This is a genomic window from Shewanella avicenniae (assembly GCF_017354945.1).
GTDB lineage: Bacteria > Pseudomonadota > Gammaproteobacteria > Enterobacterales > Shewanellaceae > Shewanella > Shewanella avicenniae.
This window is the reverse complement of the sequence record NZ_CP071503.1, coordinates 834,413-851,054: the sequence shown is the minus strand read 5'-3', so window position 1 is coordinate 851,054 and position 16,642 is coordinate 834,413. Positions and strand designations below refer to the sequence as shown.

At 50.0% G+C, this 16,642-nt stretch carries 17 protein-coding genes; 11 read left to right on the top strand and 6 right to left on the bottom strand.

Annotated features, from left to right (window positions below; translation table 11 throughout):
* Window positions 1–20: 20 nt before the first annotated feature.
* Window positions 21–212: a YheV family putative zinc ribbon protein gene (locus tag JYB87_RS03690; protein WP_207355568.1), complete on the bottom strand. Its 192-nt coding sequence runs from the start codon at window positions 210–212 to the stop codon at window positions 21–23.
* A 151-nt stretch (window positions 213–363) separates the two neighbouring features.
* Between JYB87_RS03690 and JYB87_RS03685 the strand changes: the two genes are divergently transcribed.
* The 5 genes from JYB87_RS03685 (at window position 364) to JYB87_RS03665 (ending at window position 5,151) form a co-directional block, all read left to right on the top strand.
* Window positions 364–2,277, top strand: coding sequence for an ABC transporter ATP-binding protein (locus tag JYB87_RS03685; RefSeq protein WP_207355567.1), 1,914 nt, complete (start codon window positions 364–366; stop codon window positions 2,275–2,277).
* Between the two features lie 44 nt (window positions 2,278–2,321).
* Complete coding sequence (locus JYB87_RS03680) at window positions 2,322–2,777, top strand: TIGR02444 family protein (RefSeq protein ID WP_207355566.1); 456 nt, start codon at window positions 2,322–2,324, stop codon at window positions 2,775–2,777.
* A 128-nt stretch (window positions 2,778–2,905) separates the two neighbouring features.
* Window positions 2,906–3,874, top strand: a complete 969-nt coding sequence (locus JYB87_RS03675; RefSeq protein ID WP_207355565.1) for a hydrolase — start codon at window positions 2,906–2,908, stop codon at window positions 3,872–3,874.
* A complete protein-coding gene (locus JYB87_RS03670) occupies window positions 3,858–4,112 on the top strand; it encodes a YheU family protein (RefSeq protein WP_207355564.1) in 255 nt (84 codons plus the stop codon). Before JYB87_RS03675 ends, JYB87_RS03670 begins: the two co-directional genes overlap by 17 nt.
* Before the next feature lie 109 nt (window positions 4,113–4,221).
* A complete protein-coding gene (locus tag JYB87_RS03665; RefSeq protein ID WP_207355563.1) occupies window positions 4,222–5,151 on the top strand; it encodes a phosphoribulokinase in 930 nt (309 codons plus the stop codon).
* Between the two features lie 208 nt (window positions 5,152–5,359).
* On the opposite strand, the gene JYB87_RS03660 is transcribed toward JYB87_RS03665, so the two are convergent.
* Complete coding sequence (locus tag JYB87_RS03660; RefSeq protein ID WP_207355562.1) at window positions 5,360–6,142, bottom strand: tetratricopeptide repeat protein; 783 nt, start codon at window positions 6,140–6,142, stop codon at window positions 5,360–5,362.
* A 361-nt stretch (window positions 6,143–6,503) separates the two neighbouring features.
* Here JYB87_RS03660 and crp point away from each other — a divergent pair, with 361 nt between their 5' ends.
* The 5 genes from crp to JYB87_RS03635 all read left to right on the top strand — a co-directional run bounded on the left by crp (window position 6,504) and on the right by JYB87_RS03635 (window position 10,707).
* Window positions 6,504–7,139, top strand: coding sequence for a cAMP-activated global transcriptional regulator CRP (crp, locus tag JYB87_RS03655; RefSeq protein ID WP_037442706.1), 636 nt, complete (start codon window positions 6,504–6,506; stop codon window positions 7,137–7,139).
* Between the two features lie 79 nt (window positions 7,140–7,218).
* Window positions 7,219–7,581 carry a PepSY domain-containing protein gene (locus JYB87_RS03650; RefSeq protein ID WP_207355561.1) on the top strand — a complete coding sequence of 121 codons (363 nt, stop codon included), beginning with the start codon at window positions 7,219–7,221 and terminating at the stop codon, window positions 7,579–7,581.
* Window positions 7,562–8,233: a response regulator transcription factor gene (locus JYB87_RS03645; RefSeq protein ID WP_207355560.1), complete on the top strand. Its 672-nt coding sequence runs from the start codon at window positions 7,562–7,564 to the stop codon at window positions 8,231–8,233. Before JYB87_RS03650 ends, JYB87_RS03645 begins: the two co-directional genes overlap by 20 nt.
* Window positions 8,234–8,236: 3 nt before the next feature.
* Window positions 8,237–9,565, top strand: coding sequence for an ATP-binding protein (locus tag JYB87_RS03640; RefSeq protein ID WP_207355559.1), 1,329 nt, complete (start codon window positions 8,237–8,239; stop codon window positions 9,563–9,565).
* Window positions 9,566–9,714: 149 nt separating this feature from the next.
* The gene (locus tag JYB87_RS03635) at window positions 9,715–10,707 is read left to right on the top strand and encodes a DUF4382 domain-containing protein (protein ID WP_207355558.1); all 993 of its coding nucleotides are present in this window, start codon (window positions 9,715–9,717) and stop codon (window positions 10,705–10,707) included.
* Window positions 10,708–10,772: 65 nt separating this feature from the next.
* Here JYB87_RS03635 and JYB87_RS03630 read toward each other — a convergent pair whose 3' ends face one another.
* The 3 genes from JYB87_RS03630 to JYB87_RS03620 are packed head-to-tail and all read right to left on the bottom strand — an operon-like array spanning window position 10,773 to window position 14,987.
* The gene (locus tag JYB87_RS03630) at window positions 10,773–12,323 is read right to left on the bottom strand and encodes a DHA2 family efflux MFS transporter permease subunit (protein WP_207355557.1); all 1,551 of its coding nucleotides are present in this window, start codon (window positions 12,321–12,323) and stop codon (window positions 10,773–10,775) included.
* Window positions 12,324–12,334: 11 nt separating this feature from the next.
* Complete coding sequence (locus tag JYB87_RS03625) at window positions 12,335–13,525, bottom strand: HlyD family secretion protein (RefSeq protein ID WP_207355556.1); 1,191 nt, start codon at window positions 13,523–13,525, stop codon at window positions 12,335–12,337.
* 16 nt (window positions 13,526–13,541) lie between these two features.
* Window positions 13,542–14,987 (bottom strand): efflux transporter outer membrane subunit, encoded by a 1,446-nt coding sequence (locus JYB87_RS03620; RefSeq protein WP_324032479.1) that lies wholly within the window; start codon window positions 14,985–14,987, stop codon window positions 13,542–13,544.
* A 100-nt stretch (window positions 14,988–15,087) separates the two neighbouring features.
* On the opposite strand from JYB87_RS03620, the gene JYB87_RS03615 reads away from it, so the two are divergent.
* Window positions 15,088–15,687, top strand: coding sequence for a TetR/AcrR family transcriptional regulator (locus tag JYB87_RS03615; RefSeq protein WP_207355554.1), 600 nt, complete (start codon window positions 15,088–15,090; stop codon window positions 15,685–15,687).
* A 107-nt stretch (window positions 15,688–15,794) separates the two neighbouring features.
* Here the strand turns inward: JYB87_RS03615 and JYB87_RS03610 are convergent, their stop codons facing one another.
* Window positions 15,795–16,595 carry a DUF1338 domain-containing protein gene (locus JYB87_RS03610; protein WP_207355553.1) on the bottom strand — a complete coding sequence of 267 codons (801 nt, stop codon included), beginning with the start codon at window positions 16,593–16,595 and terminating at the stop codon, window positions 15,795–15,797.
* Window positions 16,596–16,642 lie beyond the last annotated feature (47 nt).

Here is a 16,642-nt window from a genome sequence, read left to right as displayed (position 1 = left end):
TTATGACGATGAAAGAGAGATTAATCAGGCTTGAATAAGCCGATCACTTCGCCGTTGGCTTTTTGGCTGACTTTCTGTTCAGTTTGCTGTTCGCGGTAGTCACACTCGACACACTCGACGGTTTCTACGCCGTTCTCTTTAAACAACACTATGCTATCCACCGCCTGACATTTGGGGCACTTAGCACCAGCGACAAATCGTTTTCTGGTCATTTCAATCTGAACCTAATCCTTGTGATGAGCTCATTTTGCCACATTCATCGGTATTGCGGCAGCTTTTCATTGACCTTGGCGCTAGCACTGGTTATGGCGACTAGGCTATGATCGGCGCTTTCCTAGGCTATATGTAGAACCAGCGCTGTAGATGATCACCATTTCCCAAGCAGAACTTATCCGTGGCAGCAAAACGCTGCTGAGCGAAGCCTCCATGACGCTATATCCCGGCCACAAAGTCGGGCTGGTAGGCGCCAACGGTACCGGCAAATCCTCATTGTTGGCACTGATCATGGGCAAACTCCAGTTGGATAAGGGCGATATCCAAGTGCCAAGCCAGTGGCAAATTGCCACGGTTGCGCAAGAAACCCCAGCGTTAGAGGTTTCCGCTTTGGAATATGTGCTGGACGGCGATCGTGAATTTCGCGCGTTAGAGCAGCAGTTGGCTGCAGCTGAAGCCAGCAATGACGGCCATAAAATTGCCGATTTACATGGCAAACTCGACGCTGTCGGTGGCTACAGCATTCGTTCCCGCGCCGGTACTCTGCTCGCCGGGCTAGGTTTCAGCGAAGAAAAGCAAAGCAATCCGGTGAAAAGTTTTTCCGGTGGCTGGCGTATGCGGCTTAACTTGGCGCAAGCACTGTTGTGTCGTTCCGATTTGCTGCTGCTCGACGAACCCACCAACCACTTGGATCTCGACACCATGTTTTGGTTGGAGAGTTGGCTAAAGAGCTACCAAGGCACGCTGGTGCTGATCAGCCACGACCGCGATTTTATTGACGGTGTGGTGGATGAAATTATTCACGTCGAAAACCAGCAGTTGAATTATTACAAAGGTAACTACAGCGCCTTTGAACGAATTCGTGCTGAGCGCATGGTGCAACAACAAGTGGCCTTTGAACGGCAGCAACGTGAACGCGCTCATATGCAATCGTTTGTGGATCGTTTTCGCTATAAAGCCAGTAAAGCGCGCCAAGCGCAAAGCCGCTTAAAAGCGTTAGAAAAGATGGCAGAACTGATGCCAGCCAAGGCAGACAGTGAGTTCCATATGGAATTCCTCGCTCCCCATGCGTTGCCCAATCCGTTGGTCGCGATGGAAAAGGTCGCCGTAGGCTATGGCGATGTCACCATTTTAAATTCAGTGCATCTTAACTTGGTGCCCGGCGCTCGTATCGGCCTGCTGGGTCGCAACGGTGCAGGTAAATCAACCCTTATCAAACTGCTGGCCGGTGAGCTACAAGCCATGCGCGGCAAGTATGAACCCAATCCGGGCCTGAGCATTGGTTACTTTGCCCAGCATCAGATTGAATTTTTGAGCCTTGATGACTCGCCGCTGATGCATCTGCAACGACTGGCACCCAATACCCGCGAACAGGAGCTGCGTGATTTTCTCGGTGGTTTTGGCTTCCACGGCGATATGGCGCTAGCACCCGTGCGGCCATTTTCTGGCGGTGAAAAAGCCCGTTTAGTATTGGCGTTATTGGTGTGGCAACGCCCCAACCTGCTGCTGCTTGACGAACCCACCAACCACCTCGATTTGGACATGCGCCACGCATTAACAGTGGCACTGCAAGGCTTTGAAGGCGCGATGGTCATTGTGTCGCACGACCGCCACCTGTTACGCCTGACCTGTGATGATTACTACCTCGTTGATAATGGCGAGGTAGAGAGCTTTAACGGCGATCTAGATGACTATCATCAATGGTTACTTGAAGCTGCCAAGGCGGCAAAATCACAAGCCCAACCTGAAGCTGACAGCGTAAAACCGCAGCAAGATAAAAAACTGCAGAAGCGGATTGAAGCCGAATTAAGACAAAAACTGTCGCCTCTGAAAAAACAGCAAACCAAGTTAGAAACCGAACAGCAAAAGTGCAATCAACGCCTCGGTGAATTAGAAGCACAACTGGCCGATACCAGTTTGTACGAAACACAAAATAAAGCCACCTTGACCCAAATTTTGGCGGAGCGCACACAATTGAGCCAACAACTTGAAGAAAGTGAGATGGCGTGGCTTGAACTGCAAGAGCAAATAGATGACATTGAGGCAGAGGCACTTAACAGTTAGTGCGCCTCAGTTTTACCTGACACGGATGCAGGGAGGAGTGGCAAATGGTAGAACAACGCGTATTTGATAGCTCGCTATGGCAAGATGGCGATCAGCTTTATCATTCGCTACAAAGTACCTGTATTGCGTTGCAAGATGAATACGGCTTAGCGGTCAATTTGCTGCTACTGGCAATGACACTGGATCAACGCACTATCGCCTTAGGTGAAGATTGCTGGGAACGATTACAGCTTGAGTTTAATAGCTGGCAACAAAAGTTTTTAGCGCCGTTTCGCAAACTGCGTTGCTTGTCTAAATCACAGCTGCAAGAGCAAGAATATCGCCGCATGTTGGATGTAGAATTAATGTTGGAGCGTAACGGCCAACGCTTGATTCTGAACAAACTGAATCAGAACTATGCGGCGCAACCCTATCAAGCGCCCCACTGGAATCTTAACTGCTACCTGTCGATGTTTAACCTCTCCATCGAGCAATTCCCGGAACTCACCGCGGCGGCATAAAGCGCAGTATGCGCGAACATCTGTCGGGTTAATCATCCCTAATCTCAAATGAAGCCGTGCAGCTGCCGGCTTCGTGTTACACTCAAATTCATTATTCTTCGCCGCCGTTTGTTCTGTAATTAAACAATATGCCACTGATGTTTAAAGCACCTTGGTGGGCTAAAAGCCCACATCTTCAAACCATTCTGCCGGTTCTGACGAAACCACCACTGCCAGCATTCAAACGTGAACGTGTCGAGTTGGCAGATGGTGATTTTATCGATTTAGATTGGCTAAACGACTGGCATGAAGGCGCACCGATTGTGGTTGTAGTGCATGGCTTAGAAGGCAGCGCGAAATCTCATTATGCGCGGCGAATCATGCATTATTGCCGGCAAGCAAAATTAAATGCGGTGGTGCATCATCACCGTGGTTGCTCGGGTGAAGCCAACCGTTTGCCACGCAGTTATCACAGTGGCGACACCGCCGATCTGCACAACAGCTTAACGCTGATCAAGCAACGCTATCCGCAGCAACCGCTGTGGGCCGTTGGCTACAGTCTGGGCGGCAATGTACTAGCCAAGTATCAGGCAGAACAGCAACAACGCAGTTTGGTCGATGCCGCGGTGATAGTGTCGGCACCGCTGATGCTGGCGAGTTGCTCACGCAAATTAGAGCAAGGATTCTCACGAGTTTATCAGCGCTATTTGCTCAAGCAGTTACAGCAAAAAATGCGCGCCAAACAGCGACAACATCCGCAGATTACCCATGCAAACATTGATGAACTCAACACCTTTTATCGCTTTGACGATCAGCTCACTGCGCCGCTACACGGATTTGCCAATGCTGACGACTACTATCAGCAATCCAGCGCCAAGCCGCTGATTGAGCAGATTTGTCGGCCAACCTTGATTCTGCACGCCGCTGACGATCCCTTTATGAGCGAAGCGGTGTTACTCAACGCCAATGCGCTTCCCGCCGCCGTAACCTATGAGCTTTGCCCACAAGGTGGGCATGTGGGCTTTATCAATGGTGGGACACCGTGGCGACCACGTTACTATTTAGAACAACGTATTATCGGCTTTCTTCAGGAGCAGCACGATGTTAGTCCCGTTTGATGCCTTACAAAGCTTACCGCGTGAAACCTTAGAAAACTTGATCCACGAGTATCTGCTGTCACAAATTGAAGACGGCAGCTTTGTGGAACTGGATGCAGAGGCAATGCAACAAGCAACCGCAAAATGCATGATTATGCTCAAGAAAAAAGAGCTATTAGTGGAGTACAGTGAGGAAGATGAATCCATTGCGATACGCAGCCGAGAGGAGATCTCACGCCGCACCCCAATCAGCGAATGATTGACCTAATCGCGTCACTACCTTATAAGTTATTACCGCCCGATATGTTATATTCACGTTAATACAACATATCTCCTCCCTCGCGCTCGCAACATTAACGGTATAAAAAATGTCTGTAAAACATCCGATTATCGCTGTGACAGGTTCCTCTGGTGCTGGTACTACAACCACCACAACTGCGTTCAGTCATATCTTTCGCCAGTTGGGAATTAATGCAGCGTATGTGGAAGGAGACAGCTTTCACCACTACACCCGCGCCGAGATGGAAGTGATGATCCGCAAAGCCAAGGCGGAAAATCGTAATATCAGTTATTTTGGCTCTGAGGCAAATGACTTTGCCCGACTTGAAAAGTGTTTTGTGGACTATGGGAACTGCGGTGTGGGTGAAACCCGCTCGTATCTGCACACCTTTGATGAAGCCGTACCGTACAACCAGATGCCGGGGACGTTTACCCAGTGGCAACCGCTGCCAGATGATACCGATATGCTTTACTACGAAGGCTTGCACGGCGCGGTCGTTACGCCAGAACACAACGTGGCGCAACACGTCGATTTGCTTATCGGCATGGTGCCAATTGTGAACTTAGAGTGGATTCAAAAGATCATTCGCGACACCTCAGAGCGCGGCCATAGCAAAGAGAAAGTGATGGGCTCCATCGTGCGTTCAATGGAAGATTACATCAACCATATTACGCCGCAGTTTTCTCGCACCCATATCAACTTCCAGCGCGTCCCCACCGTCGACACCTCAAACCCATTTAGCGCCAAAGATATCCCGAGCCTAGATGAAAGCTTTGTGGTGATCCGTTTTCGCGGAATGGACAATGTCGATTTCCCTTACTATCTGCGTATGATCCAAGGGTCGTTTATGTCGCGGGTCAACACCTTGGTGGTGCCGGGCGGCAAGATGTCATTAGCGATGGAGCTGATCCTCACCCCACTGATCCGCGAGTTGATGGAAAAACGTAAAGCCTGTTTAGCGATGGAAGCCCTTGAGGCACAAGCGCAAAATAAAGCAGATCCGCAAGCGGACAATTAATGTTGGCTTAATTGGTGCTCCGTATGCTGAGCAGCATCAGGATTTCATTGAAAGACTGGTAGATGACATACTCAGGTATCCGGATTCCCCCACCACAATCTGTCTGTTAACTGAGTATGTCATCATTCTCTTCAACACACGCACTGCACCACATTCTCAGCATCACGCTCTTACCATCACCGTCTTACCATCAAAGAATCTTCGATACCTAGTCGAGTGGCAAAATCTCACGATAAGGCTTGTGGTTAAGGTAATTGTCTAAGCGCTTCTGAAATTCATCTTCTTTGGTTTTCAGCTGTTGATTGGCACTTAAATGTAACTGCACTAATGCCTGCTGTTGGGTTTTTACCGCGTTGGCATAGTCACCGGTCTCCGCATATGCGGCGGCAAGATTATCAAGAAAGGTCGGGTCGGCTTCATTAACTTTTAATAGCTCAGTTGCCAGCGCAACAGCACGCTCACCATCACGAAACTGAGACTCTGGACAGGTCGCCAAAATCCACACGACATTACCCATAGACACTTTATCGCCCGCATCAGAAAAGTGTTTCACCGCTTTGCCGCAATCTCGCACTACGCCAGCACCACCAGCGGCATAAACAAAGCCCAAACGGAAGTTGGCCCAATGGTCGCCCGTTTCCGCCAATTTGCGATACCAATGCTCCGCGGTCGAAAGGTCTCGCGCAACAATGCGCCCTTCAAAACTTAAGTCGGCCAGTGCGCGCTGAGCGTCGGCATTATTTGCGGCTGCGGCCTGTTTAAGTAACCCCATTCCGCTATCAATATCTTTGTCAACATAACGACCAGAGATGTACATCAACCCCAACAGATATTGCGACTGTGCTTCACCACGTTCAGCATTGTATTGGATCAGCGCCACGCGACCTGCGATCTGATCTTGCTGCGGCTGCGGCAAGCTAAACGCCGCCACTTGCGCTGACAAGGTTAACAACCCACCCACGACACCAAAGATAACTGCGGAATACCTCAAGCCTGAAACCTCATCTAAACTACGAGCCACTCAGTTAGCCAGATTTACCCCGTAATGTCGAGCGACAAACCTCGAAAATACTGCGTTAATCTGCCCAATTTTTCAGCAAAATTCTACGCATAAGACGTAGGGGTAACGACTGATTGTGACTTGACCTACAAGACCGGAATCCTAATGGTTGATTTACACGGTATTAATTGACATATATCACTAAAGTATCAAAATGGTTGCGTTAATTAACAAAGAAAACTCAACAGTGTGTCGTTATAGGCATATGTTTCGGGACAATAGACGAAAATTTGACTCGCTTTAGTTATTTAGCATAACCTAACTTTACTTCAATCAATCGAGGAACACAGGCATGGCTCTGATTGGTAAGCCAAAACCAGATCCTACGCTGGAATGGTTTTTATCTCACTGTCACATTCATAAGTATCCAGCCAAAAGTACATTGATCCATGCTGGCGAAGACTCAGATACTTTGTACTACATCGTAAAAGGCTCTGTCGCTGTATTGATCAAGGACGACGAAGGCAAAGAGATGATCCTGTCATATTTAAACCAGGGTGATTTCATTGGCGAATTAGGTTTGTTTGAAGAACAAGCAGAACGTACCGCATGGGTACGTGCGAAACAGGCATGTGAGATTGCCGAGATTTCCTACAAGAAATTCAAACAGCTTATCCAAGTTAACCCAGAAATTCTGATGAAACTGGCTGCGCAGATGGCACACCGTCTGCAAAACACTAGTCAGAAAGTGGGTAACCTTGCGTTCTTGGACGTTGCTGGTCGTATTGCACAAACGCTGCTGCATTTGGCACAACAACCGGATGCAATGACTCACCCAGACGGCATGCAAATCAAAATTACCCGTCAAGAGATCGGCCAAATCGTTGGCTGTTCACGTGAGACAGTTGGCCGTATTCTGAAGATGCTGGAAGAGCAAAACCTCATCCAAGCACACGGTAAAACTATCGTAGTATATGGTACTCGCTGATAGCTTCAGCTTGAGTTAATGCTGCAAACCTAGAATGGCCGGAATGAAAATTCTGGCCATTTTTATTTGGTGGAGCACCATGACACGACTGAATTTAAAGCGTTATTTCAGCCTGCTGACATGTGTGTTATTGCCATTTTCTGTGTTCGCCCACGATCAAGCCCACCCTCTTGAACCCGACCACGAATTAGCAAAGTCGTTAGTGGCTTCTGGCGTAATCCGCTCGTTAGATCAGACACTCGCTGAGCTACTGCGCCACTGCGATGCCGAACTACTTGATGCCCACTTGTATCATTCCGACGGGCATTGGCGTTATGATTTATATACCAAGTTTCGTCAGGGCATAGTCCAAAGCCTGATTGTCGATGCCAGTGATGGCCGACTGATAAGCCCTGACAAGCTACCAGGAGATTGTTTACCCGATGAAGCTACTGCTCGTTGAAGATAATGAGTTATTGGTTGGCGAGCTGACTAAGCAACTCAAAACCGCTGGCTATGTCACCGATGTGGCAAACAACGCCATGGACGCTGACTATCTACTCAAAGAAAGCCCATATGACTGCGTAGTGCTTGATATTGGCTTGCCTGATGGCAACGGTCTAGAGCTATTGCAACATTGGCGTCAGCAGGAGATCAGCACACCGGTGATTATGCTCACTGCACGTAGCCAATGGCACGAAAAGGTCGAAGGCTTTAACGCAGGCGCGGATGACTATCTCGGTAAACCGTTTCACACGCAGGAACTGCTGGCACGCCTGCAAGCAGTGATTTCTCGCAGTCACGGCCGCGCAACCGCCCCTAATAAGCAACTCAGCTTCGGCGGCATCACCTTAGATGAATCTGAGCAAACGGTCGACGTGGGTGAGCAGCGTTATGAACTGACAGCAATGGAGTTTCGCCTGCTGCGTATCTTCCTGTTATCGCCTAAAAAATTGCTGTCCAAGAATCAGCTAAGCGACAAGCTTTACCAATTTGATGACGAAAAAGAGAGTAACGTCGTTGAAGTTTATGTGACCCACTTACGTAAAAAGCTCGGCAAAACTGCTATTGAAACTCGTCGCGGCCAAGGCTACATTTTTCACGGCATTCAATAAGTTATGATGTCCATTCGGCTCAAGCTCACCATCTGGCTCACCTGCTTGGTGATGTTCAGCTCCTTGGTAAGCTTAATCTATATCGAATCCATGCTTCGGCAAGCGTTTCACGATTCGATTATCGACCGCTTGCGCGAAGATATCACTCAAGTTGAGATTGCCACGCAAATTAGCGCCAAGGACATCAGTATAAACGCTGGCGAACTGTCGAGCTTTTATAAACCCGCTTACTCTGGCCGTTACTATCAGCTGAATGCCGGTGAAACTGAAATCCGCTCGCGCTCGCTTTGGGATCAGCACCTCAGTGTAATGCCGCTCGAAGCCGGTAAAACCCGTGTTTGGCAAGCGAAAGGCCCGAAAAAACACGATATTCAATTGCTGTCTATCGGACTGCCGACCCTGTCACCCAGCGGCACCGTTACCCTGACTGTTGCGCAAGATCTCAGTATTGGCCGTAAAGTATTTCGCGAAGTGTATGGCACCAAATTGCTGGGCAACCTCGCCATGTTAGCCGCGATGATTATCGGGATATTTATCATTCTGCATCAGTCATTTAAGCCAATTGCTGGCGTAAAGCAGGCACTGGCTAAACTTCGCCAAGGCGAAACAAATTCGCTGGATATCAGCCAGATGCCGGCAGAGATTAAGCCGCTGGCGGAAACCTATAACGGCTTGTTGGAATACACTGGAGTCCAAATTCAGCGCAGCCGCAATAACTTAGGCAATCTCAGCCACGGTTTAAAAACACCACTAGCAGTAATGCGGCAGCAGGTTGAAGTGTTAGCACTTAAAGATCCGCAGACTGCACAACTGCTCGACCAACAGTTGCAGCAGATCCACAATATGATCGAGCGTAAGCTGGCCGCTGCGCGGGCCACTGGCGATATGCTGCCAGCGGCGCAAATGGTGCTGCCACGAGATATCGACAGTCTCAGCAATACCCTGCAAAAGGTGTATCACCATAAGTCAATTCAACTAAAATTCGACCTAGCAGCACAGATCACTCGACTACCAATTCACCGTGAAGACGGTATGGAGCTACTGGGTAATCTGCTCGACAACGCCTTCAAATGGGCAACGAGCCAAGTTCTTATCCGCGTATGGCCGCAGCAAGGCAGAATATTTATCAGTGTTGAGGATGATGGTTCCGGCGTGCCAGAAGCGCAGTTGGATAAACTGACTCGCCGCGGCAAGCGACTCGATGAAGAAGTGGCCGGCCACGGTCTGGGGTTATCAATTGTGAAAGATATCGCCGAGCAGTATCAGTTTGAGATCAACTTTGACAGCAGCCCAGCATTAGGTGGACTGCGTGTCACCCTAAGCCATGCCTAAGCAACAACTCAACCTCAAAGCGGAGCATTGCCCACACACTTTACTCATCGCTAATATTTGATATACATCAGTAAAAGCGCTGAATCTAGGCAGCAGCCATAAGGTGCTTTTACACTTGTTAGTGCACTTCACTAACACAGGAGCCCAACATGAAGCTCTACCACACTGGGCTACTGGTTTCTGCCATCTGTGCCCTCACTGCCTGCGGCGGGAGTGATGACGCAGCAGCAATCAAAGAAACCGGTAAACTCTCAATCGCATTATCCGACTCGCCCATGGGTAATGTCTCTGCGGTACGCTTGCAACTCGGCCAATTGGTGATGACCGACGCCAACCATGCAGAACACCGCTACACACTGCAAAACACCCTGATTAATCTGCTCGATTATCAAGGCAAAGCGAGCATCCCGCTTTTGCAAAATTTCGACCTGCCGGTTGGCCAATATCACAATGTTTACTTGTCAGTCATGCAAGGGGACGGCAATAACGGCTGTTATGTGATTGATGGTCAAGGCCAACACGCGTTGCAGGTTGAAGATGGCGTCATCCCGCTGCCAAATTTTACCATGCAGCGCGATCAAACCCACGCCTACACGCTGGAAGTCAGCCTTTATCAAGGGCTGCAATATCGGCAACAAAACGGCTATCAGCTGGCACAAAGCGGCATCCGTAGTGTGAACAACCTGCAGATGGGGCATCTACTCGGGGATATGGACCCACAATGGATTGCCAGTTGTGAAGCAGCCAATCCGAATGCGGTGGCTCCCAGTGGCAACTTTGTCCATCTTGCCTACCTCTATCCTGCTACCGTCAGCGCGATTAACCAGATGGCCGATGTGTCAACGACCACGCCTTCAGGTATGACTGCGCCAATCGCCGTCGCGCCTTTGCATCAAGATGATGATGGAAATTGGTATTTTGGCATGGGATACCTCGATGAAGGTGATTATCGCGTAGGCTATAGCTGTACTGGCTATCTTGATGATCCGCTGACCGATGATGTCAGCAGTGGTGTGTTTAATATCTTTGCCGATGCAGGCAGCGTCAGCGTTACTGCCGGCGTGGGTGGCGGCAGTGATACCTACCTGCAGTGCGGTAATATTCCGTCAGGTCGTGGCCATTGGCATGGCGGCGGTGGTTAGTCTTTTTGCTATTTTTCCGAGCTAATCACCAACAAAAAGCTCCTCAATTGAGGAGCTTTTGACCATTAATGACTCGCGCCAGGATCAACGGTATGGGTTGGCTTAGGCGACAGCCAAATCGCAAACGCCCCCACCGCAAAGATGGCCGCCACCCACATAAAGATCTGGTTGGTCGCAATCATCGAGCTTTGCTGCTGTAACAGCCAATTCAATGAATTGAGGGTTTGCTCATGGGTCATCCCCCCAGCTTGCATCTGCTGCGCTGCAACGCCCACTCTATCGGTTAACCCCGATAGCTCAGCATGCACATAAGTAGTTTCATTTTCCCATGCGGTATTCACCATCGACGTGGCAAATGCCCCCGACAAGGTTCGAATAAAGTTGAACAAGCCAGCAGCAGAGTCCATCTCGGAAGGTTTTACGCAGCCTAAGGCAATCGCGGTTAACGGCACAAAGAACAGCGGCATCCCAATCCCTTGGAAAAACATCGGCAAACTGATCTGCCAGAAGGTCATATCCATGTTGTTGCTGGCGCGCAGCCAAGTCCATAATCCGAGCCACAGCACGCCAAAGAACACGAATGGCCGCGGATCAAACTTACTGACTGCAGCAGCAATCGCTGGCGCGATAAACACCGCAATAATCCCCATGGTGGCAGTGGCATAGCCCGACTCAGTAGCTGTGTAGCCCATGTAGATCTGTAGCCACAGAGGGGTGATCACCGTGATGCCAAAAAACGCCCCAAAGCCTAAGCTCAAGGTCAACATACTGGCCGAAAAGCCCCGATGCCTGAACACCCGCAAGTCCACCACTGGATGGCGTTCCGTCAGCTCCCAAATCAAGAATGAGATGAAGCCAATCAGTGCAATAATCGCCAACACGGTAATCCGCGTAGAGGCGAACCAATCATGGTCTTTACCTTCATCAAGCATGATCTGCAGCGCGCCAACCCACACCACCAACAGCAGCAAACCCATCTTGTCGATAGCCGCTTTCACCACTTTAGTTTCAAAGCCACCGATGATTTTCCAGCAAGCGATGCCCGCTAAAATGGCAAACGGCACTTTAAAATAAAAGATGTAGGGCCACGAGAACTGATCACACAGTACCCCGCCGAGGATGGGTCCCATGATCGGCGCCACCAGCGTGGTCATACTCCAGATACCTATTGCCGCGTGACTCTTATCTTTGGGAAAGATGCGGATCATCAAAGTCTGCGATAGCGGCATCATAGGGCCACCCGACAGCCCCAAAAATACCCGACAGGCCACCAGCATGGTCATACTTGTGGCCATACCACACAGCAGCGAGAACACGCCGAACAAGATAAGACAAGTCACAAACACCCGCACTGAGCCAAAGCGGCGTGACAGCCAACCGGTTAACGGCACGGATATCGCTTCAGCCACCGCATAAGAGGTGATGACGTAAGTGCCTTGGCTGGTTGATGTACCAAGGCTACCGGCAATATTGGCCACCGACACGTTGGCGATAGTGGTATCCAAAATCGCCAAGAAGTTCGCCATAGCCAAGCATAGTACACCACCAAATAGCGCTAATCCGGTCAGCGGCTGCGGTTCGGTAATGGGCGATTCAGCTAAATCAGTCTGATTCATCTGTGCCAGCCTTAGCCTTCAGTCAGCTGTTGTCTGTCTGCCACTGCGGCGATAGCGTCCTTGTTCAATGGCGCGGCGGTATCAATGGTCACTTCCATCGATAAACCCACATGCAGAGGATGCTTGGCTAACTCTTCCGGATCTAAACCAATCCGTACCGGTAAACGTTGTACTACCTTAATCCAGTTACCGGTCGCGTTTTGCGCGGGGATGGCAGAAAACGCCGAACCTGTACCGCCAGAGACACCGGTAACCACCCCGTGATAGATAATCTCATCGCCGTAGAGATCTGCCGTTACTTCAACTGGTTGGCCAACTTGTAACTTGCCAAGTTCCACCTCTTTGAAGTTAGCGTCGACGTGCATATTTTGTACGGGTACAACTGCCATCAACGGCTCACCCACTTGTACGCGACGACCGACTTGCACACTACGTTGCGCCACAATACCGCTCACAGGTGCATGGATAACTGTACGTGCCAGATCAATTTTGGCTTGTTCAAAACGCGCTTTTGCTTGCAGCACTTCCGGGTTGGTATCAACCGTTGTATCGACGATATAAACCGCATTGGCCTTTTTGTTGCCAATAGTCGATAAGCGATTAGCTTGCGCCTGTGCAGCAGCGGCTTTGGCAGCATTTAAGTTTGCCTGTGCTTGAGCAAATGCAGTTTTGGCATTACTCATCTCTTCGCCCGACACTGAGCCAGATTGGATCAGGTTTTCACGACGTTTTAGATCGAGTTTTGCGCGCGCAAAATCCGCTTGCGCCACCTCTAACTGCGCCGCCGCACGTTGTTGGTCAGCCTCACGTGCCGCCACTAACGCGGCTAAGCCTTCATCGTTGGCCATATAGCCTTCAACGCGGCGTTTGGCTAATGCTAAATCGGCTTTAGCACGCTCAAACGCGAGCTTGGCATCGCTGTTATCAATGACCACCAAGACATCGCCTTGATTCACCCACTGGGTATCAACCACATTCACCTTGGCGACAATCCCCCCAACGGCAGGCGTCACCGCGGCAATTTCGGTGGCCGCATAGGCGTTATCGGTCGAGATATAGCGCGAACCAACAAAATACCAGTACGCAGTGGTACAAATCGCCACCAGTACGATTACCGCAACTAATACGGTGAAGCCTTTTTTACGCGCAGCTTGTGCGTTGACAGCATCAAATGGCTGCTCAGAAACCTGTTGCGAACTCATGTTTACACCCTATGAACTAAGACTGATGTGATTGATAACCGCCGCCCAACGCATGTACTAGCGCCAGATCTAACGAAAATGCCCGCGATTGCAGATTAACCAAGGCACGCTTACTACCAAGCAAGCGGTCTTCGGCAGTCAACACTTCAAGATAGGTTGCCAAACCGCCGCGATAGCGATTGCTGGCGATTTGATGGGCCTCTTCCGCGGCATCTACAGCGGCTTGGGTTTCGCTAATCTGACCATCCAGCGCTTGCGTGCTGGTGAGCACGTCGGCTACTTCTTGCAGCGCATTGGCCAAGGTTTGTTGATAGCTGGCAGCAGCCAAATCAAACCCAGCTTCTGCAGCGCTCAACTGTCCTTGTAAACGACCACCAGAGAACAGCGGCAGATAGATCGCTGGGCCAACACTGCCAGCATCGTTGCCACTATCAAACAGGCTGTTAAGTCCAAAGGCTTGTATCCCAACAAATGCCGACAGGCTGACATCGGGGTAAAACTGCGCTTTGGCCACGCCAATTTGGTAAGCCGCCGCTTGTGCGCGCCAGCGTGCCGCGGTGACATCAGGGCGATGCGCTAGCAAGCCCAATCCCGCGTTTGCAGGTAAACCAAAGCTTTGACTCAATTGAATTGCTGGACGGTCGATGGTTAAGGCTTGATCAGGCCCTGCGCCTAACAACGCTGCCAATGCATGTTTTTGCAACATGATGGACTCTTGCACCGCTAATACTTCAGCGTTAGCGCTTTTGGCCACCGCTTGCGCTTGGCTAACAGTGCCACGGTTTTCTAGGCCGTTATCAAATCGCTGCGTCAACAACTCCGCGGTTTTCTGGCGTACTTGCAGTGCGGCTGTCACGGTATCGAGGTTGGCGTACAAGCGTGCTAATTCTGCATAAGCGTTGGCGATGGCCGTGGTGAGCATTAACTGAGCAGAAGCCTGCTCCGCCAGTGCAGCAGCATATTCCGATGAGGCTGCGGCAACCGCACTCTTATTCTTGTTCCAGAAATCGATGTCATAGCTGAAGTTCAACGTCAGCGAGCCATAATCGTTCCAATTTTTCGGCGGATTATAGGCTTGATAGCGATAGCTGACTTTAGTCTCAGAGGCTGATGCTGCCATACCAAGCTGCGGCAACTCAGCCGCTCCCACTTGTTGCGTCATCGCTTGTGCTTGCTGTACTCGGGCTGCGGCCATTTTGATGGTAGGCGCTTGCGCTAACGCATGCTCCACCAACGCATTGAGCTGCGCGTCCTGATAGCGCTGCCACCAAGCGCTGGTTGGCCAACTAATTTCATTTTGCTCGGCAAATGCTTTGGCAAATGCCGGCGCACTGCTTTGCTGCAGAGCAGATACTTGCGCATCGGCATCATGCAAAGCGCAGCCATTGAGCCCTAAAACCCCAAAAACAGCCAGCGACACCAATGCCAGCGGTTGCCACTTGGGGCGTACGTGATGAGTCACATCAACCTCCATAAGTAAACTGTACCGTACAGTTATATTCTTGACAGGGGCGTTTAGTCAAGCGAAACTCTCAAACAGTAAGCAAGGATTGGAACCTAAGATGCGCGTAAAAACTGAAGAAAAAAGACAGGCAATCATAGAGATAGCTAAAGAGGCTTTTTTTAACCAAGGCTTTGAAAAAACTTCAATGTCTTACATTTCGCAGCAGCTCGGTGGTTCAAAAGCGACCTTGTACAACTATTTTTCCTCCAAGGACGAAATTTTCTACGCGGTAATGGAGTCATCGGCCACAGAGCAGATCGCCAACGCCTTTCATTCGCTCAATCAAGCCAAGGATATTCGCAGCAGCATGCTCGAGTTTGGGATTAACTACCTCGACTCCATCTTAACCCCTGAAATTATGGCGATTCACCGCATGGTGATGGCGGAAGCAGGCAAGAGCGAACTGGGGAAAAAGTTTTATGAGAAAGGCCCTAAGCAGGGCTGGGATAACGTCTGCCGCTTTTTAGCCTCGCGTATCGCCAGCAATGAGTTACGAGTCGATATTGAGCCTTGGCACGCAGCCATGCAGTTTAAAGGCTTGCTGGAAGCTGAGTTAGTGATGCCCTACTCACTCGGCGCGATTGGCAAGCCATCGGCCAAGCGTATCCGTGAAATTGTTGAAAGCGCGGTTGATGCATTTCTTAAATTAAATCAGTAAGCGAGTTAAACAATCACCACGGCCAATCGCGCCTATTTGGTGATTATGTGGGGATTATGTAGAGATGAAAAAAATGCGCCCAATGGCGCATTTTTTATTTATAAGGTTCAGGCTTTGGCGTTGGTACTCTCAAAAATCTTATCGGCTGACGCCTCAACAAACCCCGAATACAAACGTCCATCCGCCTGCGGATATCGCAGTGCAAACTCATAAAAACAGCTCGGGATGGTATGATCGCCGTCGGTAAATGCCACTGGGATTTGATCCGCCATGGTGGATGATTGCTCCAGCATCACTTGCGCAGATCCTTTGACTTCACCGCCAGCGCTATTGAGCACAATCCCCGCATGCTTAAGGGTGTCGTTCACCGCCACAATAGTATCATAATGGCGCAGATGATTGATGGACACAGTAAAATGGTTTGCACGATAGCCAAAGGCGGCTAACCAGGCAGCATATTCACTTTCAGCGAGCAGTTTTTCATAGGTGGCAAAATTTAACTGCCAATGGCGCCCAGAGTAGAGAAACTCATCGTCAATCACAGCAGCGGCATCGACTTGCGCCACCAGCTCAGCCACCGTCTGCTGCAACCAAGGGCTAAATTGTTCTACTAACAATTCCGAGATAAACACCTTGGGCTTGGTGGCATCTGGGTGTTCAAAATGTTTGGCTTTGAGCTTTTTCTGCTTGAATTCATACTCACCCGCCGCACGATAGCCCAGCGCTTCAAAATGCGCCGCCAATACAGGCAAGCCGACCTTGGGTAAATTAAAGGTACGCAGCGCAATATGATCATTAATTATTTCATCATCTTGCGCTAACAAATCATGAATTTTGGCTGCCGATGGGGTCATTCGCACATAATCGTGCCACATGGCGGTAAACAGTGAATCAATATTCTGATGCATAGCAACTCCTTGACGATCCACCGCATCGGGACAGCACAACACCGATG